The organism is Pseudomonas sp. ASL7, from assembly GCF_056680375.1.
In genome coordinates this window covers 3,691,295-3,711,250 of the sequence record NZ_CM155279.1, presented here as the reverse complement: position 1 = coordinate 3,711,250, position 19,956 = coordinate 3,691,295, and the positions used below count along the sequence as shown (strand labels likewise).

Genomic DNA, 19,956 nt, shown 5'->3' with positions numbered 1-19,956 from the left:
GTTTTGGATATGCGGAAATCTTACTCGAGTGAGTTCAAGCTCAAGGCTGCCAGCATGGTGCTGGACGAAGGACAATCGGTTCCCGAGGTCTGTGCCAGTTTGGATATTGGTCCCACGGCCTTGCGCCGCTGGGTCGATCAGGTTCGTAAGGAGCGCTTGGGTTCGACCCCGGTAGGAGCCAAGGCGATTACCGCTGATCAGCGAGAGATCCAGAAGCTTAAAGCGTTGCTCCGGCAAAAAGACCTGGATATCGAAATCCTAAAAAAGGCCAGTGCTCTCCTGCTTTTGGACGCCAAAGATCATTCTCGTTGATCTGCGAGCTGGACGAGCAGTACGGCGTTAACAATTGCTGCCGAGCGTTTGGCATCAATCGCAGCAGCTTTTACGCCTGGCGTCAGCGCCAAGGCAAAGTGAATCCCGAGCGGGAGAGGCTCAAAGCCGTGCTGGTCAAGCATCACAGGGCGTCAAGAGCCTCTGCGGGGTCGCGGACTCTGGCCAAGGAGCTGCAAGAGAAAGGGCACCGCATCGGGCGGTATTTGGCCCGCAGTTTGATGCGCGAAACCGGCATCACCAGTCGCCAGCGCAGGCGCCATAAGTACAAGTCGCCTGGCGTGGAGGCGTTGGTGGCGCCGCACGTACTCAAGCGCAAGTTTGATGTTAAAGCGGTCAATCAGGTGTGGTGTGGCGACGTGACATACATCAAGGTTGGTAAGCGGTGGCTGTATTTCGCGGCGGTTCTGGATCTGTACGCTCGTCGCGTTGTGGGTTGGTCGTTTTCGATGATCTCCGATGCTTCGCTGACCTGCGAGGCCTTACGGATGGCGGTTGAGCTACGAGGTCGACCCAAAGACGTGCTGTTTCACTCCGATCAAGGCTGTCAGTACACCAGCCATAAGTTCAGGAACGAGCTATTGGAGTATGGCCTGCGGCAAAGCATGAGTCGTAAAGGCGAGTGCTGGGACAACGCCCCTATGGAGCGTTTCTTTGGCAGTTTGAAATCAGAATGGGTGCCTGAAACCGGCTACGAATCGGAACATGAGGCCCGAGCGGATGTGCAGCGCTACGTATCGCGTTACAACACCACCAGGCCTCATAGCTACAACGATTATCGATCGCCAGTCGCTAGAGAGAGACTGGCTGCGTGAAACCTTAAACGGTGTCCAAGATTACTTGACCAGTTCAGGCTCGCTCCCACAGGGACTCGGTTTACTGTGGGAGCGAGCCTGCTCGCGAAGGGGCAGTCAGCACAACATCACTCCTCAGTTGGTGGCAATCACCCGATTGCGCCCGCTTTCCTTCGCCAGATACAGCGCCTTGTCCGCTGCAAACAGCAACTGCTCGAGGCTGGTATCGGTGCTCGTGGTCCAGGTGCTGATACCAATACTGACAGTAATCGGCGATTCAATGCCTGCCACGAACGGCAATTGTTCCACAGCAGCGCGGATGTGTTCGGCAATCTGCTGCGCACCTGCGCTGCCCGTTTCCGCCAGGATCACCGAAAACTCCTCACCCCCGTAACGGGCGACCAGATCCGCCGGTCGCCGCACATTCTCGGAGATCACCTGGGCCAAGGCGCGCAGGGCATCGTCTCCAGCCTGATGGCCATGCTGATCGTTAAAGGCCTTGAAATGGTCGGCATCGATCATCAGCAGCGACAGTGGTTTGCCGGAGCGTTGGGCGCGAAACCATTCGTGGCGCAGGGTTTGGTCCAGCGTCCGGCGATTGGCTACACCGGTCAAGGCATCGGTGGCCGCCAATTGCTCCAACTCCTGTTCGGCGTTGTGGCGCAGACGCAGTTCTCGACAGAGCAACAAGCTCAGCCATAGCAGACCAATGCACAACACGCCGGTGGCACCGCTGATCACGACCGCCGTGCGCTCCCAGGCGGCGAGCACTTCATCGCTGGACAGGGCGACAATCACCGTCAACGGTAGGTTACCGACCCTGGAAAAGGTATATAGGCGTTGCTTATGGTCAACGCTCGATAGACTGCTGAAGCTGCCGTTGCCCTCACGCAGGACACGCATGACGTTGGGGCGGTTGGCGAAATTTTTACCGATTGAGTCGTTTTCCAGGTATGGCTTTCGCGCGAGCAAAATACCGTCGTCATTGATGATGTTCAGCGTGCTGCCAGTGCCGATGTCCAGGCTGTTGAACAACTGGTCGAAGTAACTCAGGCGCATGGAGGCCACCGCCACCCCCAGAAATTCACCGGTAGGCGAGGAGATGCGCCGGCTGAAACTGATCTGCCATTCGTCGCTGTCTTCGCAGTCGCACTGGGGCTTGAACGGTCGACTGATGAACATACCTGTGTCGCGATTGGAGGCGTGGGCGAGAAAGTCGTCTCGATCAGCGAAATTGCCTGGTTTGGGCTCTATCGACGACGAGTCGGCCAGCACCTCGCCGTGCTTGCCCAGCAACATAACGTCGCCCTTGAAGCGTGCCGTGGTGGAGCGGTCGAACAGCACCAAATGGCGGATTTGCGGCGAAACCTGTTTCAGATCGTCTCGTTGCGCGGCAGCAATCAGGCCTTGCAGGGTCAAGTCGTAAAGTTCAACGGTGCGCAGGACATCGGCGTCGATCAGCTGCGCGATGGTGGTTGCGCTGCGTGTGGCTTCCTGTTCGGCGTTGGCGTGTTCGCGGATCAGCAGGAAGGCCACGATGCCGAGAATGGCGATGACGGTCAGCGAACTGCCAAGGATCACCATGACCTCAGGTCGCCCGGTTTTGCCTGAAACGTAACGGGGACGGCTTGCGGTCATGGGACTGATGCCTTCCTAAGGCTCGGAGGGGCCTTTTGCAGGTTGAAGCTTAGAAGACATTGAACGGGTAGTCGACGATTGCTCACATAACGAAAAAAAGCCGCTGATAGCAGCGGCTTTGAAGACAACGGTACAAAGGGAAGAGCCCCTGGACCGTGTCGAGAAAACGGAGTGGTCGTCAGGTCAGCTGTCTTTTTCAGTCGGACACCTTTAAGACCTTCTTGCCTGGCAAGTGCTGTTTGGTGCGGGCAACGATAAGGGGGTTTGGAGAAGGGAAAAAGAGCGGATCCATGAAAGGACTGTTGCGGGTAAAGCAACAGTAAGTCGCACGACGCCGCACGTGTAGCAGCTGGCGAAGCCTGCGTTCGGCTGCGAAGCAGTCGCAAACCCTGCACACCCGATTTATCTGATAGACCGCATCGCCTGATTTCACGACTGCTTCGCAGCCGAACGCAGGCTTCGCCAGCTGCTACAGGATCGGGTGCAGTTCTGGTGTCGAGTAAAGCGTCAGACGGGCAGATGAATCCCGAACGTATTCATCCCATGATCACTGCGCACAAACACGTCCCCGCCATGCATCAGCGCAATCGCCTTGACGATCGCCAACCCCAAGCCGTGGTTGTTGCCGCTGTTGCTGCGCGATGCATCAACCCGATAAAAACGCTCGAACAAGCGCGACAGATGTTCGCTGGCTATCGGCAAGCCCGGGTTCGCGACACCAATGCTGACCTGATGCGCCTCAACCTCAATGCGTACCTCAATCACCTGCCCTGGCTCGGTGTGCTGCACCGCGTTGCTGAGCAGATTGATCAACGCCCGGCGCAGATGAGCGATTTCGATCCGCACTTGCGCATCACCGCTGACCTGAACCTGAACCTGAGCGTCTTCAAGAATGAAATCCAGATACTCCAGCGTCGTTGCCACTTCATCCGCCAGCGAGGTGGACGTCAGTTTGGTGGCCTTGCTGCCCTGGTCGGCGCTGGCGAGGAATAGCATGTCGTTGATGATTGAACGCAGTCGCTCAAGCTCCTCAAGGTTCGATTGCAGTACTTCGAAATAGTGTTCCGCCGAGCGCCCGCGAGTCAGCGCGACTTGGGTCTGGCCAATCAGATTGGTCAGTGGTGAACGCAGTTCGTGGGCGACGTCCGCGTTGAATGATTCGAGGCGCGAATAAGCCTGCTCGACCCGCTCCAGCGTGGAGTTGAACGAGTTGACGAACTGATTGAGTTCCGGTGGTAGTGAAGACAATCGCAAGCGACCGGAACGCAATGGAGGGGCCAGTCGCTGGGCTTCCTGGGACAGTTTGATCAGTGGCTTGAGGCCAATCCGCGCGACCCAATACCCCAGGGCCGAGGCCAGTAATACGCCGATAATCGCCAGGCTGATCAGGGCAATCAGCAAATGGTGTTGAGTCTGAAAAAACGTCTCGGTGTCGATGCCTATCATGAAACGCAGCGCTGGTCGCTGGTCCTTGGCCGGGAACTGGCTGACCAGCACCTTCAATGGGTAAGGGTGATCCGGCAGTTTCAGGTCACGCTTGCCCAGCGGCCCTTGCGAAAAGGCGCGAATCTGCGGTGTAAGGTTGCCGTATTCGTAGTTGGGATCGCCGCTGATGATCCAGAAACTGATGCGCCTGTCTTCTTCGCCGAGCAACTTGAGCTTGCTGTTGATCTTCACCCAATGCTCGGGCGTGCCAAAACGGCCGACGGTGGATTCGAGCACGCTGTAACGCGCATCCAGCTCAGCCTCGGGCAGCAAACCCAAGCCTTTATCGACCTGTTGATACAGCGCCCAGCCAATCAACAGGAACACCAGCAGCGCCACCAGCGTGAACATTCCACTGAGGCGCAGGGCAATGGAATTACTGGACACCGCGGCTCTCCAGCACATAACCCATGCCACGAATCGTGTGCAGCAGTTTTTCGTCGAACGGCCCATCGAGCTTGGCGCGCAGGCGTTTTATCGCCACTTCGACGACGTTGGCATCGCTGTCAAAATTAATGTCCCAGACCATTTCGGCGATGGCGGTTTTCGAAAGGATTTCACCTTGCCGACGCGCCAGGACACTGAGCAGCGAGAACTCCTTGGCGGTCAGGTCCAGGCGCGTGCCGGCCCGGGTGGCTTTACGGCTGATCAAATCTATCCACAGGTCGGCGATGGTCACTTGCACCGGTTCGTGGCCGCCGCTGCGTCGGGTCAACGCTTGCAGGCGCGCCACCAGTTCGAGGAAGGAAAACGGCTTGCCGAGGTAATCGTCGGCGCCGTCGCGCAAGCCTTTGATGCGGTCCTCCACACGCTCGCGGGCAGTGAGCATGATGACCGGGGTTTGCTTGCGCGCACGCAAGGCGCGCAGTACGCCGAAACCGTCGAGGCCAGGCAGCATGACGTCGAGGACGATCACCGCGTAGTCGCTTTCCAATGCCAGGTGCAATCCTTCAACGCCGTCCCGGGCCAGGTCCACGGTGTAACCCTGTTCCGTCAGGCCGCGGTGCAAATAGTCCGCGGTTTTTTCCTCGTCTTCGATAATCAGAACGCGCATGACCCCGCCTCAGTCTGTGTTCGCCAGCGCCGGTATCGGAGCAGGCGCTGGTGTGGGTGTGTGCCGATGGAAAAGCCGCTCAAGCCACAAGTATATGACTGGCGTGGTGAACAGCGTCAGCGCCTGGCTCACCAGCAAGCCACCGACGACCGCGATCCCCAAGGGTTGGCGCAGTTCGGCGCCGGTGCCATAGCCGAGCATCAGCGGCAAGGCGCCGAGCAGGGCGGCGAGGGTCGTCATGATGATTGGCCGGAACCGCGTGATACACGCCTGGAAAATCGCCTCTTCCGGCGACAAGCCGCCCTTGCGCTGTGCGTCGAGGGCGAAGTCGATCATCAGGATGCCGTTTTTCTTCACGATGCCGATCAGCAGCACCAATCCGATCAGCGCCATGATCGAGAAGTCCTGGCCACAGATCCACAGCATGATCACTGCCCCGAGCCCCGCCGACGGCAGGGTCGAGATGATGGTCAGCGGGTGGACGAAGCTCTCATAGAGCACGCCGAGAATGATGTACACCGCCACCAGCGCCGCCAGAATCAGCCATGGCTGGCTGGCCAGAGAACTCTGGAACGCCTGGGCCGCGCCCTGGAAGTTGCCGCTGATGGCGGCCGGCATGCCGATATCAATCTTGGCCTGATTGAGCATGATCACCGCATCGCCCAGCGCGACGCCGGGCGCCAGATTGAATGACAGGTTGGCGGCCGGGAACATCCCGTCATGGGCGATGGACAATGGGCCAACGGTCGGCGCATCGAATTTGGCCAAGGCCGACAGTGGCACCATTTCGCCGCTCAGGGGGGAGCGCAGGTAGAAATAGTTGAGACTTTCAGCCTTGCCGCGCTGCTTGGTATCGAGCTCGAGGATTACGTTGTACTGGTTGATCTGGGTCTGGAATTCGTTGATTTGCCGTTGGCCAAATGCGTCGTACAGCGCTTCGTCGACATCGCTGGCGGTCAGGCCGAAGCGTGCGGCGGCACTGCGGTCGATGCTGATGTGGGTGATGCTGCCGCCCAGTTGCAAGTCGTTGGAAATATCCCGGAACGCCGGGTTGCTGCGCAGTTTTTCCGTCAGGCGTTGGGTCCAGGTGCTGAGGGTCGGGCCATCGTTACTCTTGAGCACGTATTGGTATTGCGCGCGGCTCGGGCCGGAGCTGAGGTTGATGTCCTGGCCGGCGCGCAGGTAGAGCACGATGCCGGGGACTTTCATCAGTTGCGGGCGAATCCGGTCGATGAACTGGCTGGCCGAAACGTCACGGTCACCGCGTTTTTTCAACGTGATCCAGAAACGGCCGTTGGCAATGGTCTGGTTGCTGCCCGAGACGCCGACCGAGTGGGAAAACGCCTGTACCGCCGGATCCGCAGCGACGATTTCAGCCATCGCCAGGTGTTTTTTCACCATGTCGCCGTAGGAAATATCGGCAGCCGCTTCGGTGGTGCCGAGGACGAAGCCGGTGTCCTGTATCGGGAAGAAGCCTTTCGGAATGAAGATGTAACCGGCGATGGCCAAACCGAGTGACAGGCCAAACACACCGATCATCAATTTCTGATGGTTAAGGGCGCGACGCAAAAGTTTTTCATAGCCACCCAGCAAGCGTTCACCGAACGTTGGTTTGCTGTGGGCGTGATGCACGGGGGCGCGCATAAATAGCGCGGCCAGGGTCGGTGCCAACGTTAACGACACCACCACCGAAATCATGATGGTCGAGGTGGCGGTCAGTGCGAACTCCTTGAACAGTCGCCCGACCACACCGCCCATGAACAGCAGCGGAATGAACGCCGCCACCAACGAGAAACTGATCGAAACCACGGTAAAGCCAATCTCGCCGGCGCCTTTGATCGCCGCCTCGCGCATGCCGTCGCCGGCCTCCAGGTGGCGGTGAATGTTCTCCACCACCACAATCGCGTCGTCCACCACAAACCCGACGGCGACGACAATCGCCACCAGGGTCAGGTTGTTCAGGCTGAAGCCCATGATGTACATCAGGGCGAAACTGGCGGTCAGCGAAACGCCGAGTACCGCCGACACGATCATCGTCGCCGACCATTGGCGCAGGAACAGCGCCATCACCGCCACCACCAGCATGATTGCGATCAGCAGGGTGATTTCCACTTCATGCAGGGACGCGCGAATGGTTTGCGTGCGGTCGATCAGCACTTTGACTTGCACCGAGGCTGGCAGCATGGCTTCCAGGGCGGGCAGGGCCGCCTGAATGCGATCCACGGTCTCGACAATATTGGCCCCCGGTTGCCGGGAAATTACCAGGTTGACCCCCGGTTTATCGCCGGCCCAGGCCTGAACGTAAGCATCTTCCGAACCGTTGACGACGTTGGCCACATCCTTGAGATGGACCGGTGCACCGTTCTTGTAGGAAACGATCAGCTGACCGTATTCCTCGGGGTGGAACAACTGGTCGTTGGTGGACAGGGTCGAAATGCTCGATTTGCCATACAGCGCACCTTTGGCAAGATTGAGGCTGGTCTGCTGGATCGCCAGGCGAATGTCCGCCAGCGTCAGGCCAATGGCTGCCAGTTTGTCGGCTGACGCCTGAACGCGAATTGCCGGACGTTGCTGACCGGTGATGTTGATTTGGCCTACGCCATCGATCTGGCTGATCTGGCGCGACAGTAAGGTTTCCACCAGGTCACTGAGTTCGGTGCCGGGCATCTGGTCCGAGCTGACACTGAGGATCAGCACCGGGCTGTCGGCCGGGTTGACCTTCTTCCAGGTCGGCAGGGTCGGCATGTCCTTGGGCAGTTTGCCGGCAGCGGTGTTGATCGCGGCCTGAACTTCCTGGGCGGCGGTATCGATGCTTTTATCGAGGGTGAATTGCAGTGTCAGGATGCTCGAGCCGAGGGCACTGCTTGAGGTCATCTGGGTCATGCCGGGAATGGCACTGAATTGCACTTCAAGCGGCGTGGCCACCGATGACGCCATGGTATCCGGGCTGGCACCGGGCAGTTGCGCGGAGACTTGAATGGTTGGGAACTCGGCTTCCGGCAATGGCGCAATCGGCAGGCGCGGGAAGGCGATGACGCCGAGCAGTACCAGGGCAAAGGTCAGCAGGAGAGTGGCCACCGGGTGGTCGATGCACCAGGCGGAGACCGAGCCGTGGCCCTTCATTGCTCCATCTCCGACTGAACAACCTGCGGCGGATCGCTCAGCACCTGGACGGTCGCGCCTGGTTTGAGCCGCGACTGGCCGTCACTGACCAGTTGGTCGCCGGCCTGCACGCCTTTAATGATGTTCATGCCGCTGTCCTGATAGACCAATTGCACGGGGACGGTTTCGACCTTGTCGCCTTTGACGCGGTAGACGAAATGTTGATCGAGCCCGCGCTGTACGACAGTGGGCGGTACGACCAGCACATCTTTATCCAGTGCTGTCTGAATCTTTACCGTCACCAGCAGCCCCGGCCAGAGTTTCTGCCCGGGATTGTTGAATTCAGCCTTGGCCCGGATGGTCCCGGTGTTGGCGTTGATCTGGTTGTCGATCAATGTCAGGTGGCCTTCACCCAACAGGTTGCCGGTTTCACCGTCAGTGTCGGCACCGATGTAGGCCTTGACCTGGGCGCGTTGTGGATCGCTGATCAGGCCTTGCAGGATCGGTAGCATTTGCTGTGGCAGGGAGAACTCCACGGCGATCGGGTCGATCTGGGTCACCGTGAACAGCCCTTGAGCGTCGGTCATGCGCAGAAAGTTACCTTCGTCCACGGTACGAATGCCGACGCGACCGGTGACCGGAGAGTGAATCTGAGTATAGGAAAGCTGCACCTGAGCGGCGTCGATTGAGGCCTGATTGCCTTGGGCAGTGGCTTTGAGTTGGTTGACCAGGGCTTGTTGCTGGTCGTAGGTCTGCTTGGAAACGCCGTCGTCGACGCTCAGTAGTTTGTAGCGCTGGAGATTGACCAGGGCCACTTGCAGTTGCGCCTGGCTTTCACCCAATTGGGCCCGGGTCTGGTCGAGGCTGGCGCGGATCGAACGGTCGTCGATGGTGGCCAACAAATCGCCTTTGTTCACCAGTTGGCCTTCTTTGACCAGGATTTTGGTGAGGATGCCGTCGATTTGCGGTCGTACCACGACGCTGTGCAGGGACAGCACTGAGCCGATGCCACTGACGTAACGGGGGACGTCTTTTTCGACAACGTTGACCACGCGCACGGGGATGGCCGGCGGCGTGGCGAGTTTGGCCGTGGTGGGTTTAGCGAGATACCACCCGCCCAGCGCAACCAACACGATCAGAAAGGCTGCGAGAAGGACGTTTTTTTTCTGAGTTCGCATGCGAGTGGGGCGCCGGGGCTGGGTGGTCGGGATTTTGGGCAGATTTATACTTCCCTTATAAACCTGTTCGACGGTCAGGAGGGTGACTGCTAACTGACGGCGCTGTCAGTTTGGAAGCCTGATGAATTTTGTGAAACATTTGCGTACACCACAGTCCCCCGCAGGAGCTGGCTTGCTGGCGAGGGCGACTAAGCTGATTAAAGATATTTTCTATGACCGGATACAGAGGAGGTGATCCATGAGCGATGCTGGAGTGCGCTTGAAATGAAGCGGAAAATCGTGGTTTCGAGTGTGCTGTTGTTCATACCTCTGGCGGTATCCGCTGCACCGCAAATGGTGTCGGGCAGCGTGCATTTTGTCGGGCAGATCGTCAATTCGGGATGTGCGGTGAGTCATGCCGGGCCGTCGCAGTTTGCCGAGTCGCAACGTATCCAGGTGACATCCGGTTTGGATCTGGACGTGGATACCTATCGCAATGCCTGCGGTCACGGTCCGATACCGTTTTCGACGGCTTTCGAGTCGTTGAAGGCAGATGAGGCCAGTGTCGTTTCGACACCTGAAAAAGGTAGGGTCACCATCACCTACTTGTAAGGCCGTGCCGCTGCCGCCATCGGGAGCAGGCTCACTCCTACAGTAGAATCTGCGCCGAACACGAGTCTGTGTGCTATGGAGATCAGAGGTGGGAGCGAGCCTGCTCGCGATGAGGCCATCAAAGACAACTCATCGCCTGGATCAGGCCGCCCGTAACGAAATAAACGCATTGTTCAGTGTGTCAGGTGGGGACCGGTTCCCGGCGGACTACCCGCATGCCGGCGCTTTCGTACAGCCGCTGCGCCCGAAGGTTGTCTTCCAGCACTTTCAAATCTACAAATCCTTCGCGCCGCTGCTGAAACACATTGAATGCATTCAGCAGCAACGCTCGCCCCAAACCTCGTCCCTGAGCCCGCGGATGCACCACCAGACTCTTGATGTAGGCGCTCGTCCAGCACTGGCACACGCCAACGATGCCTTGGGCATCCAGCGCGATGAAACACAGCGTTGGATCGTATTCGGGATCAGTTTCAAAACGCTGTTGCCACACGTCCAGAGCCGGTACGCGACCCCCTCCTTGCAGATAACCCAGTTCCATCAAGCGATGAACGTCTTCTGCCAGGTCGGGACGGTATTGGGTCAGGACGATTCCCTGGGGCCAGGTGATCGCGGGCACAGCTTCAGTGAGGCTGCGCCGCATCAGAAAGCAGAATTTTTCGACCAACACTCAATGACCTTGTGCGGCGACTGCCTTGGCCGCTTCGATCAGGCACTTGGTCAGTTCTGGGGAGGAGAACTTGGTCAGTACCCCGTTCGCACCGGCAAGACGGGCCTTTTCGCTGTTCATCGCGCTATCCAGCGAGGTGTGGAGCAACACATAGAGGTGCGCGAAGTCAGGGGTTTCACGCAGGGTACGGGTGAAGGCATAGCCGTCCATTTCGGACATTTCGATGTCCGAAACAATCAGGTTGATCTGCTGCGCTGTGCCTTGGAGGTCCAGCAAGCAATCGATGGCTTCCTTGGCGCTACGGGCGGTGTGACATTGCAGCCCGAGGTTGCGCAAGGTGTGTACCGATTGTTGCAGCGCTGTCTGGCTGTCATCGACCACCAGAATCCGTGCGTGACCCAACACCTCGGCGTCTTCCATGCTGAGTTCGGTCGGGGCCATTTCGATCTGTACCGGGGCGATGCCGTGGATCACTTTTTCGATGTCCAGCACTTGCACCAACGTGCCGTCGACGGAGGTCACGCCGGTGATATACGAACGCACGCCGCCAGAGCCAAAGGGTGGCGGGCGGATGTCGGTGGTCAGGCAATGGACGATCTTGCTCACCGCTTGAACGTGCAAGCCCTGTTTGGAGCGGCTGATGTCCGTGACGATCAGGCAGCCACCGTTAGGATCTTCCAGAGGGCGTTCGCCGATGGCACGACTCAGGTCGATGACTGACAACGAGGCGCCGCGCAGGGTGGCGATGCCTTTGACGTGAGGGTGCGACTCGGGGAGCTTGGTCAGCGGCGGGCAGGGGATGATTTCACTGACTTTCAGCAGGTTGATCGCCATCAGCTTGCCGCTGCGCAAGGTAAACAGCAGAAGCGAAAGTGAGTCTGCGCGGGCTTTGTTGGAAGACATAAAAACCTTCTCTGGAAAAGGTGATGGGCGAATGAGGGGATCGCCAACAGCTATCGATGCCAGGTTATCGACTTGTTGGGGGCAGGCTTTAGGAATATTCCCCTGATGTCCACAGGACTGAAAAAGCCCCGCCTCTTCAAAAGAGCGCGGGGCTTTTTATTATCTCGAGTTTAGCTGGCGCTAACTTACTCTTCGCCCATCTGCGATTGCAGATAGTTTTCCAGACCGACTTTATCGATCAGGCCCAGTTGGGTTTCCAGCCAGTCGATGTGTTCTTCTTCGGACTCCAGGATATCTTCCAGCAGTTCGCGGCTACCGAAGTCACCCACTTTTTCGCAATGAACGATGGCTTTCTTGAGATCAGCGTGGCCGGTGCGCTCGATGCGCAGGTCGCACTCAAGCATTTCCTGGGTGTGTTCACCGATCTGCAGCTTGCCCAGATCCTGGACATTCGGCAGGCCTTCAAGGAACAGGATGCGCTTGATCAGCCGGTCCGCGTGCTTCATCTCGTCGATGGATTCGTGGTACTCGTGTTTGCCCAGCTTATTCAGGCCCCAATCTTCGTACATGCGCGCATGCAGGAAATATTGATTGATCGCGACCAGCTCATTGGCAAGGATCTTGTTGAGATGCTGGATGACTGTAGTGTCGCCTTTCATGATGGGGTCCTGCCCTGTATTAGCTGTCAATAAGGCAGAGTTTGAGCCGCGTAATTAGGAGTGTCAAACCTAAGCTATTGAAACTTAAATGAAAATTAATCGAAATAAGAGTGTTTATGTTCCGCGTCTAGCGCATAAGCAATTGATTTTCTGGCATAAAAAAACCGGACATGAGTCCGGTTCTTTAAAATGGGGTATTTATGCGGCTGTAAATTCAACTGGAAAAGGTATCGCCGCCTGGGCCGATTGCAATTTGGTCAGGGTCTCGCGGACCACGTCCTTGGCGAGGCAGGCACATTTGCCGCATTGACTCGCAACGCCGGTGGCCTGACGAACTTCCTTATAGCTGCAGCAACCTTCATAGATTGCATCGCGGATTTGACCGTCGGTGACGCCAGTGCAGAGACAAACATACATAAGTGAAAACCGTCGCTGGTTGTGACTCAATTGCGATGGATCTTAATGTTAACGAGAATGATTGTCAAAGTGGTTTCCATGACCTTTGCGGCACACAGGCGTGTGACTGACGAACGGTTTGCCTGCAGGTGATCCGCGTCGACCTGTAACGGATGCTTTTTTGGACAGGTCAAACACGCAGTGTATGATGACCGGTCTTTGCAAAACCGGTTTGTGTCACAGGGCTGTCGCCTGAGGGTGGCAGGCTGATGCGAGCCCGGTTCTTCACGTCTTTACACCAGGAGATATCCAATGAGCGTACTCGTAGGCAAACAAGCCCCAGATTTCACCGTCCCGGCCGTACTCGGCAATGGCGAGATCGTAGACAGCTACACCCTGTCCTCGGCCATCAAAGGCAAATACGGCCTGGTGTTCTTCTACCCACTGGACTTCACTTTCGTTTGCCCGTCCGAGCTGATCGCTCTGGACCACCGCATGGAAGACTTCAAGGCACGCAACGTTGAAGTGATCGCTGTTTCGATCGACTCTCACTTCACCCACAACGCCTGGCGCAACACCCCGATCAATGCCGGTGGCATCGGTCAGGTTCAGTACGTCATGGCTGCCGACATGAAGCACGACATCGCCAAGGCCTACGACGTTGAGTCTGCAGACGGCGTGGCTTTCCGTGGCGCGTTCCTGATCGACGACAAAGGTGTCGTTCGCTCGCAGATCGTCAACGACCTGCCACTGGGCCGTAACATGGAAGAGCTGATTCGTCTGGTCGACGCTCTGCAATTCCACGAAGCGCACGGCGAAGTTTGCCCTGCCAACTGGAAAAAAGGCGACAAGGGCATGACTGCTTCGCCAGAAGGTGTTGCTGCTTACCTGACCGAGAACGCTGGCAAGCTGTAAGCCAAGCGTCAGGCATAAAAAAACCGGCCGTTGAGGCCGGTTTTTTTATGGGCGGGATACTGCAATCCCTGTAGGAGCGAGCTTGCTCGCGATGAATCTGAAGGCGATGTTTTTCCCCAGACAGCACGCGTTATCGTTCACGTCCATCGCGAGCAAGCTCGCTCCTACATACACACACAAATCAGTCGTTGAAGTCTTCCCAGCCGCCCATTTGTTTCCAGCGATTGACGATGCCGCAGAACAACTCGGCCGTCTTCTCTGTGTCGTAGCGAGCCGAGTGAGCCTCGCGACCGTCGAAGTCGATATCGGCTGCCTGACAGGCCTTGGCCAGTACGGTTTGACCGTAAGCCAGCCCCGCCAATGTCGCGGTATCGAAGCTGGAGAATGGATGAAACGGGTTGCGTTTCATGTCCAGGCGCGCGACGGCGGCGTTGAGGAAACCCAGATCGAAGCTGCTGTTATGCCCGACCAGAATCGCCCGTTTGCAGCCGTTCGATTTCAACGCCTTGCGAATGCCACGGAAAATATCGGTCAGTGCGGCTTCTTCGCTCACCGCCATGCGCAGTGGGTGATCCAGTTTGATACCGGTGAATTCCAGCGCGGCTGCTTCGATGTTCGCGCCTTCAAAGGGTTCTACACGGAAGAAGTAGGTGTGATCGGGATACACAAACCCTTTTTCGTCCATGGCGATGGTGGTCGCAGCGATTTCCAGCAAGGCGTCAGTGGCAGAGTTGAAACCGCCGGTTTCAACATCGACAACGACTGGCAGGTATCCACGGAAGCGAGCTGCCATCGGGTGGCGCGAACCACCTCCGCCGCCTTGACCGTCCTGTTCGTCGTCGAAATGATCTTCACTCACGCGTGTTCCTCCAGCAGGCGCCAGCGCAGTTTTTCACCGGCGCGCAGCGGGATTACGGTCAGCTCGCCAAATGGCAGGCTGGTAGGGGCGGTCCACTCTTCGCGGACCAGGGTAATTCGATCGGTGTTCACCGGCAGGCCGTAGAAACGCGGACCATTCAGGCTGGCGAAGGCTTCGAGCTTGTCCAGCGCGTTGCGCTGTTCGAAGGCCTCGGCATACATCTCGATCGCCGCGTAAGCGGTGTAGCAACCGGCGCAACCACAAGCCGCTTCTTTGGCGTGCTGGGCGTGGGGGGCCGAGTCGGTGCCCAGGAAGAATTTCTCGCTACCGCTGGTGGCGGCGTCGAGCAGTGCTTCCTGATGCGTATTGCGCTTGAGAATCGGCAGGCAATAGAAGTGCGGCCGAATCCCGCCCACCAGCATGTGGTTGCGGTTGTACAGCAGGTGATGCGCGGTGATGGTTGCGCCGACGTTGGCCGCAGCCTCGTTGACGAACTGTACGGCATCCGCGGTGGTGATGTGTTCGAACACGACTTTGAGTGTCGGGAAGCGCTCGACCACCCGACGCATGTGCTCGTCGATGAAGATTTTTTCGCGGTCGAACACGTCGACATCGCCGCGGGTGACCTCTCCGTGAACCAACAAGGGCATCCCGACTTCGGCCATGGCCTCAAGTGCAGGGAATATCTTGTCGATGCTGGTGACACCGGAGTCCGAGTTGGTGGTCGCGCCGGCCGGGTAGAGCTTGGCGGCGTGAATGAAACCGCTGGCCTTGGCCTCGCGAATTTCTTCGGGCTGTGTGCGGTCGGTCAGGTAAAGCACCATCAACGGTTCGAAGCGACTGCCGGCCGGGCGTGCAGCGAGAATCCGCTGGCGATAGCCGTCGGCTTCAGCGGCGTTACGCACCGGAGGTACCAGGTTGGGCATGATGATGGCGCGACCAAAGGTACGCGCGACATCCGCAACGGTATTGGTCAACACGGCACCATCGCGAAGATGAATGTGCCAGTCGTCGGGACGCAGCAGGGTCAGGCGGTCGGACATGAGGGGATTCCAGGCGGGTCAAACTCAGGGGAATGCTACCGGAAAAGACTCTTGCAGGCACTCGCTATCAAGTTTTGCAGCAAGCTTCCGATATCCAACAGGTATGCCGTAAACATGTGTGTGTCGGTCTTTTTGTTGTAGAAGCCAGTGGAGCCTCCCGTGCGCCAGCGTTATTTAGCCTTGCTCAGTGTGTTTGCCAGCCTTCCTGCGATGGCGCTCACTTTCCAGACCCGTCTGGAGAGCATCGAGTGGACGGTCGAAGGTGACAAGTTCGAGTGCCGCTTGACGCAGCCGATCACCGATTTCGGTTCGGGGGAGTTCGTGCGTCGGGCCGGCGAGCAGGCGATATTTCGTCTGAAGGCCTATAACGCGATGATTGGCGGTGGTTCGGCGACCTTGTTGGCAGCCGCCGCACCTTGGCAGCCAGGGCGTGGCGACATCAACTTGGGGTCCGTGCAAATCGGCAGCGGTAATGTACTGTTCAACAGTTCGCAAGTTCAGGCCGGGCGCTTGATCAGTGGCCTGATAGACGGTCGCAGCCCAGTGATTCGGCACTCCTCAGGCGACGGACGGGTGTCTGAAGTACGCCTGTTACCCGTCAAGTTCAGCAAGGCCTTCAATGATTACCAAAGCTGTGTGGCGAAACTGCTGCCAAAGAATTTCGAACAGGTTAAACAGTCCGAGATCGGTTTTCCGGGGGAAGGTATAGACTTGAACCCGCAAGCCAAGGCGCAGTTGCAGGTCATGCTGGAGTTCATGAAGGCTGATCCAACGGTCAACCATATCGAACTCGATGGCCACTCGGACAATAGCGGCAATCGCCTGACCAACCGCGAATTGTCACGCCGCCGGGCGTTGGCGGTGATGGACTATTTCAAGGCCAATGGCATTCAGGAGTCGCAGATCACCCTGCGCTTCCACGGTGAGCGGTACCCGGTGGCACCGAACACCAATGCGGCCAACCGGGCGAAGAATCGCCGGGTCGCCGTGCGGCTGGAGCGGGTGGCGCCGACCGAGAAAGTCGCGCCTCAAACCACGTCTCCGGGCAGCACCCCGGCGACCTCCTGAACCCGCTGTAATCGTCGCTCACTCGACATAATCTGTCGCTTCGTCGTCATAAGCTGTCGCGCCTCTGTAAATTATTCTGCATGCCCGGTAGACTCGACGGCTTTCCGTAGAACCCCGTGGAGTGATGGCATGGCGGACGTAAACAAGGTCGTTCTGGCGTATTCCGGCGGCCTGGACACTTCGGTGATCCTCAAGTGGCTGCAGGATACTTATAACTGTGAAGTCGTGACCTTCACCGCTGACCTGGGTCAGGGCGAAGAGGTCGAACCTGCACGCGCCAAGGCTCAGGCCATGGGCGTCAAAGAGATCTACATCGACGACTTGCGCGAAGAATTCGTACGCGATTTCGTTTTCCCGATGTTCCGCGCCAACACCGTTTACGAAGGCGAGTACCTGCTGGGTACTTCCATCGCTCGTCCGTTGATTGCCAAACGCCTGATCGAAATTGCCAACGAAACCGGCGCTGACGCCATTTCCCACGGCGCCACCGGCAAAGGCAACGACCAGGTTCGTTTCGAACTGGGCGCCTACGCGTTGAAGCCGGGTGTGAAAGTGATCGCTCCGTGGCGCGAATGGGACTTGCTCTCCCGTGAAAAACTGATGGATTACGCTGAAAAGCACAACATCCCTATCGAGCGTCACGGCAAGAAAAAATCCCCGTACTCAATGGATGCCAACTTGCTGCACATCTCCTATGAAGGCGGCGTGCTGGAAGATACCTGGACCGAGCACGAAGAAGATATGTGGAAATGGACCGTCTCCCCGGAGAAGGCTCCTGACAAAGCGCAGTACCTGGAACTGACCTACCGCAACGGCGACATCGTCGCGCTGGACGGCGTCGAAATGTCCCCGGCCACCGTGCTGGCGACCCTGAACCGTATCGGCGGCGAACACGGTATCGGCCGTCTCGACATCGTTGAGAACCGTTACGTGGGCATGAAGTCCCGTGGCTGCTACGAAACCCCGGGCGGCACCATCATGTTGCGCGCCCACCGTGCGATCGAATCGATCACGCTGGACCGCGAAGTCGCTCACCTCAAAGATGAGCTGATGCCGAAATACGCCAGCCTGATCTACACCGGTTACTGGTGGAGCCCTGAGCGTCTGATGCTGCAACAGATGATCGATGCGTCCCAGGCACACGTGAACGGCGTTGTGCGCCTGAAGCTGTACAAGGGCAACGTGATCGTCACGGGTCGCAAGTCTGACGAGTCGTTGTTCGACGCCAACATCGCAACCTTTGAAGAAGATGGCGGTGCCTACAACCAGGCCGACGCGGCGGGCTTCATCAAGCTCAACGCCTTGCGCATGCGTATCGCGGCGAACAAAGGCCGGAAGCTGTTCTGAGACCGTTGAGGCCGTAGAACGAATAGAATGTGTGGCCCGTCATCGACGTGGCCACACATTTGAAAAGGGTGATGTTCTACCTGTCCTGCGATTTAGCGTTTTTCCGGTTTCTTTCAAGCCCTCCTGACAATCCCTCAAACGCTATTGATTACTGCGTTTCTTAGGGGTTTTTGAATTTTTCAATGTGCTCTCCTTCAGTTTTTCCTCCGGCATGGCGTCACTGTCCGGGCGCTCAGCCCTGTCCATGACTTTTATGAAATGCTTTCCCTTTTCAAAGTCAGAGGGTGCGTAAAGCGATCGGTAGTTAAAGTTGAGTGTGGCGAAGAAAAGTAAAATCAAATAATAAGGAAAGCTGATCAGGAACCAGATGTAGATATCTCTTTCATCCTCGTCGAGGAAAGGCAGTGAGAGAGCTGCCGATGTTTCAGACAGTGTTGCGAATATCGCGATGACGGTCATGGGGTTGGTAATTGTTTGTTTGAATCTTTTCATATTTTATACTCATGTAATTTTGTCTTTTCTCGAATGGTTAATGGGTAATTGTTGAGGGGTGGAATAATCAATATAGTAGGTTTGTATTGAGTTGTTCTGCCTTGTCTTTTTTTAAGGTAATAAAAATTCCGAAGGGTGCGGGTGCTCGCTTGGTTTGATTTCTTATGATGTTCGGGTTTTGTTTTTTTGCTGTAAGCGTAAGTGGATAATTGGTGTGTGATATTTCTGGTATAAATGTTGATTTGGTAAATATCGGTTACTTTTAAGGATGACTGTATAATTTGCGCCTGTCGAATCACCACAACCAAGCCGTGCTATTTCGTTTTTTGGTCGTAAGTTGATACAAAAAACTGGTTAAAAGAGAAATACCGTCAGTCTGAAAAAGTTTCCGGTGCGGTGTTTTCGAAGAATTTTTGTAGGAGAGATCCGTATTGTTTGTAGGGAATGTCTCTCGGTGTGGGGGGGCGGGGGGCGCGGCATGCCAGGGGTGAAACGACTAGGCTATTGTGCGGGCTCTAAAAATTCGAACAGCGAAATTGGACTTGCCCATGAATAAAGTGCTGATCGTGGATGATCACCCCGTCATTCGTCTTGCGGTACGTATGCTAATGGAGCGTCATGGCTACGAGGTCATTGCTGAAACAGATAATGGCGTGGATGCATTGCAACTGGCACGTGAATATATGCCGGATATTGTCATTCTCGATATTGGGATACCGAAACTGGATGGGCTGGAAGTAATTGCACGTCTGACATCGGCCGCGATGCCAATGAAAGTGCTGATATTGACTTCTCAGGCGCCGGGGCATTTTTCCATGCGTTGCATGCAGTCGGGTGCTGCGGGATATGTCTGCAAGCAGCAGGATCTTACTGAATTGCTGAGTGCAATAAAGGCCGTGCTGTCAGGCTACAGTTACTTTCCGAACCAAGCCTTGCATACCGTACGCTCCAGTCTGGGGAATGCCAGTGAAGCCGATATGGTGGATCGTCTATCAGGGCGGGAAATGATGGTCTTGCAACAGTTGGCGCGAGGCAAGACCAACAAAGAGATAGCCGATGGTATGTTCCTCAGCAATAAGACCGTCAGTACTTACAAGACTCGCCTGTTGTTGAAACTCAATGCTCGTTCCTTGGTCGACCTGATCGAGTTGGCTCAACGCAATGGTCTGGTGTGATTGCGTCAGCATTTGGCACTAAGTAAAAAGCCTCCGTTTCGGGAGGCTTTTAGGTGTCATAGATCAAAATCGTAATCGGCCAATTGCTTTTGCAGTCGGCGCTCCTCCAGCAGATTGTCGATGGTACGGCGTTTGCTCAGGTTGGTCTTCGCCACCTCAACCACCGGTTCAGCGTCATCGGCCTCAACGGGGGTGAAGTCGTCTTCTACGTCCAATTGCTCTTTGCCAGTGCTCATAGGTTAACTCCAGGCTTAGACTGC

At 56.9% G+C, this 19,956-nt stretch carries 18 protein-coding genes and 1 pseudogene; 6 read left to right on the top strand and 13 right to left on the bottom strand.

Going from position 1 to position 19,956, the window contains the following annotated elements:
* Positions 1 to 9 precede the first annotated feature (9 nt).
* Positions 10 to 1,145 (top strand): IS3 family transposase gene (locus tag AC1MDT_RS17080; RefSeq protein WP_480418219.1). Its coding sequence is split into 2 segments (ribosomal slippage): positions 10 to 259 and positions 259 to 1,145, totalling 1,137 coding nucleotides; the frame shifts between segments, so codons are not numbered across the junction.
* Between the two features lie 114 nt (positions 1,146 to 1,259).
* Here the strand turns inward: AC1MDT_RS17080 and AC1MDT_RS17075 are convergent.
* The 5 genes from AC1MDT_RS17075 to AC1MDT_RS17055 all read right to left on the bottom strand — a co-directional run bounded on the left by AC1MDT_RS17075 (position 1,260) and on the right by AC1MDT_RS17055 (position 9,581).
* Positions 1,260 to 2,762 carry a diguanylate cyclase gene (locus AC1MDT_RS17075; protein ID WP_480418218.1) on the bottom strand — a complete coding sequence of 501 codons (1,503 nt, stop codon included), beginning with the start codon at positions 2,760 to 2,762 and terminating at the stop codon, positions 1,260 to 1,262.
* Positions 2,763 to 3,269: 507 nt separating this feature from the next.
* The gene (locus AC1MDT_RS17070) at positions 3,270 to 4,634 is read right to left on the bottom strand and encodes a heavy metal sensor histidine kinase (protein WP_480418217.1); all 1,365 of its coding nucleotides are present in this window, start codon (positions 4,632 to 4,634) and stop codon (positions 3,270 to 3,272) included.
* Positions 4,624 to 5,301, bottom strand: a complete 678-nt coding sequence (locus AC1MDT_RS17065) for a heavy metal response regulator transcription factor (protein ID WP_480418216.1) — start codon at positions 5,299 to 5,301, stop codon at positions 4,624 to 4,626. The genes AC1MDT_RS17070 and AC1MDT_RS17065 overlap by 11 nt, the downstream gene beginning before the upstream one ends.
* A gap of 9 nt (positions 5,302 to 5,310) precedes the next feature.
* Positions 5,311 to 8,424, bottom strand: coding sequence for a multidrug efflux RND transporter permease subunit (locus AC1MDT_RS17060; protein WP_480418215.1), 3,114 nt, complete (start codon positions 8,422 to 8,424; stop codon positions 5,311 to 5,313).
* The gene (locus AC1MDT_RS17055) at positions 8,421 to 9,581 is read right to left on the bottom strand and encodes an efflux RND transporter periplasmic adaptor subunit (protein WP_480418214.1); all 1,161 of its coding nucleotides are present in this window, start codon (positions 9,579 to 9,581) and stop codon (positions 8,421 to 8,423) included. The genes AC1MDT_RS17060 and AC1MDT_RS17055 overlap by 4 nt, the downstream gene beginning before the upstream one ends.
* Before the next feature lie 264 nt (positions 9,582 to 9,845).
* Here AC1MDT_RS17055 and AC1MDT_RS17050 point away from each other — a divergent pair, with 264 nt between their 5' ends.
* A complete protein-coding gene (locus AC1MDT_RS17050) occupies positions 9,846 to 10,172 on the top strand; it encodes a type 1 fimbrial protein (RefSeq protein ID WP_480418213.1) in 327 nt (108 codons plus the stop codon).
* Positions 10,173 to 10,353: 181 nt separating this feature from the next.
* Here AC1MDT_RS17050 and AC1MDT_RS17045 read toward each other — a convergent pair whose 3' ends face one another.
* From AC1MDT_RS17045 to AC1MDT_RS17030, 4 genes are all read right to left on the bottom strand, one after another.
* Complete coding sequence (locus tag AC1MDT_RS17045; RefSeq protein ID WP_480422812.1) at positions 10,354 to 10,812, bottom strand: GNAT family N-acetyltransferase; 459 nt, start codon at positions 10,810 to 10,812, stop codon at positions 10,354 to 10,356.
* Positions 10,813 to 10,839: 27 nt separating this feature from the next.
* Complete coding sequence (locus tag AC1MDT_RS17040; protein WP_480418212.1) at positions 10,840 to 11,742, bottom strand: chemotaxis protein CheW; 903 nt, start codon at positions 11,740 to 11,742, stop codon at positions 10,840 to 10,842.
* 185 nt (positions 11,743 to 11,927) lie between these two features.
* Entirely contained in the window at positions 11,928 to 12,401 is a 474-nt protein-coding gene (bfr, locus tag AC1MDT_RS17035; RefSeq protein WP_480418211.1) for a bacterioferritin, read from the bottom strand.
* Positions 12,402 to 12,599: 198 nt separating this feature from the next.
* Positions 12,600 to 12,818, bottom strand: coding sequence for a bacterioferritin-associated ferredoxin (locus tag AC1MDT_RS17030; protein WP_414910023.1), 219 nt, complete (start codon positions 12,816 to 12,818; stop codon positions 12,600 to 12,602).
* A 291-nt stretch (positions 12,819 to 13,109) separates the two neighbouring features.
* Between AC1MDT_RS17030 and AC1MDT_RS17025 the strand changes: the two genes are divergently transcribed.
* Positions 13,110 to 13,712: a peroxiredoxin gene (locus AC1MDT_RS17025; protein WP_480418210.1), complete on the top strand. Its 603-nt coding sequence runs from the start codon at positions 13,110 to 13,112 to the stop codon at positions 13,710 to 13,712.
* Between the two features lie 181 nt (positions 13,713 to 13,893).
* On the opposite strand, the gene rnt is transcribed toward AC1MDT_RS17025, so the two are convergent.
* Together rnt and pyrC are read right to left on the bottom strand one after the other, a co-directional pair.
* Entirely contained in the window at positions 13,894 to 14,571 is a 678-nt protein-coding gene (gene rnt / locus AC1MDT_RS17020; RefSeq protein WP_201120607.1) for a ribonuclease T, read from the bottom strand.
* Complete coding sequence (gene pyrC / locus AC1MDT_RS17015; RefSeq protein WP_480418209.1) at positions 14,568 to 15,614, bottom strand: dihydroorotase; 1,047 nt, start codon at positions 15,612 to 15,614, stop codon at positions 14,568 to 14,570. Before pyrC ends, rnt begins: the two co-directional genes overlap by 4 nt.
* A 159-nt stretch (positions 15,615 to 15,773) precedes the next feature.
* Here pyrC and AC1MDT_RS17010 point away from each other — a divergent pair, with 159 nt between their 5' ends.
* Together AC1MDT_RS17010 and AC1MDT_RS17005 are read left to right on the top strand one after the other, a co-directional pair.
* A complete protein-coding gene (locus AC1MDT_RS17010) occupies positions 15,774 to 16,682 on the top strand; it encodes a flagellar protein MotY (protein ID WP_480418208.1) in 909 nt (302 codons plus the stop codon).
* 129 nt (positions 16,683 to 16,811) lie between these two features.
* Complete coding sequence (locus AC1MDT_RS17005; RefSeq protein WP_059406294.1) at positions 16,812 to 18,029, top strand: argininosuccinate synthase; 1,218 nt, start codon at positions 16,812 to 16,814, stop codon at positions 18,027 to 18,029.
* A gap of 213 nt (positions 18,030 to 18,242) precedes the next feature.
* Here the strand turns inward: AC1MDT_RS17005 and AC1MDT_RS17000 are convergent.
* Positions 18,243 to 18,521, bottom strand: a pseudogene (locus AC1MDT_RS17000) (hypothetical protein); the annotation flags it as partial.
* Positions 18,522 to 19,069: 548 nt separating this feature from the next.
* Between AC1MDT_RS17000 and AC1MDT_RS16995 the strand changes: the two are divergent.
* A complete protein-coding gene (locus AC1MDT_RS16995) occupies positions 19,070 to 19,696 on the top strand; it encodes a response regulator transcription factor (protein ID WP_201120491.1) in 627 nt (208 codons plus the stop codon).
* A 56-nt stretch (positions 19,697 to 19,752) separates the two neighbouring features.
* Here AC1MDT_RS16995 and AC1MDT_RS16990 read toward each other — a convergent pair whose 3' ends face one another.
* Positions 19,753 to 19,932, bottom strand: coding sequence for a PA3496 family putative envelope integrity protein (locus AC1MDT_RS16990; protein ID WP_007898493.1), 180 nt, complete (start codon positions 19,930 to 19,932; stop codon positions 19,753 to 19,755).
* Between the last annotated feature and the right edge of the window lie 24 nt (positions 19,933 to 19,956).

Excerpts from the sequence above, each read along its gene's own strand:
- AC1MDT_RS17075 (WP_480418218.1), bottom strand. The coding sequence starts at position 2,762 with ATGACCGCAAGCCGTCCCCGTTACGTTTCAGGCAAAACCGGGCGACCT.
- AC1MDT_RS17065 (WP_480418216.1), bottom strand. The coding sequence starts at position 5,301 with ATGCGCGTTCTGATTATCGAAGACGAGGAAAAAACCGCGGACTATTTG.
- AC1MDT_RS17060 (WP_480418215.1), bottom strand. The coding sequence starts at position 8,424 with ATGAAGGGCCACGGCTCGGTCTCCGCCTGGTGCATCGACCACCCGGTG.
- AC1MDT_RS17055 (WP_480418214.1), bottom strand. The coding sequence starts at position 9,581 with ATGCGAACTCAGAAAAAAAACGTCCTTCTCGCAGCCTTTCTGATCGTG.
- AC1MDT_RS17050 (WP_480418213.1), top strand. The coding sequence starts at position 9,846 with ATGAAGCGGAAAATCGTGGTTTCGAGTGTGCTGTTGTTCATACCTCTG.
- AC1MDT_RS17045 (WP_480422812.1), bottom strand. The coding sequence starts at position 10,812 with ATGCGGCGCAGCCTCACTGAAGCTGTGCCCGCGATCACCTGGCCCCAG.
- AC1MDT_RS17040 (WP_480418212.1), bottom strand. The coding sequence starts at position 11,742 with ATGTCTTCCAACAAAGCCCGCGCAGACTCACTTTCGCTTCTGCTGTTT.
- bfr (WP_480418211.1), bottom strand. The coding sequence starts at position 12,401 with ATGAAAGGCGACACTACAGTCATCCAGCATCTCAACAAGATCCTTGCC.
- AC1MDT_RS17030 (WP_414910023.1), bottom strand. The coding sequence starts at position 12,818 with ATGTATGTTTGTCTCTGCACTGGCGTCACCGACGGTCAAATCCGCGAT.
- AC1MDT_RS17025 (WP_480418210.1), top strand. The coding sequence starts at position 13,110 with ATGAGCGTACTCGTAGGCAAACAAGCCCCAGATTTCACCGTCCCGGCC.
- pyrC (WP_480418209.1), bottom strand. The coding sequence starts at position 15,614 with ATGTCCGACCGCCTGACCCTGCTGCGTCCCGACGACTGGCACATTCAT.
- AC1MDT_RS17005 (WP_059406294.1), top strand. The coding sequence starts at position 16,812 with ATGGCGGACGTAAACAAGGTCGTTCTGGCGTATTCCGGCGGCCTGGAC.
- AC1MDT_RS16995 (WP_201120491.1), top strand. The coding sequence starts at position 19,070 with ATGAATAAAGTGCTGATCGTGGATGATCACCCCGTCATTCGTCTTGCG.
- AC1MDT_RS16990 (WP_007898493.1), bottom strand. The coding sequence starts at position 19,932 with ATGAGCACTGGCAAAGAGCAATTGGACGTAGAAGACGACTTCACCCCC.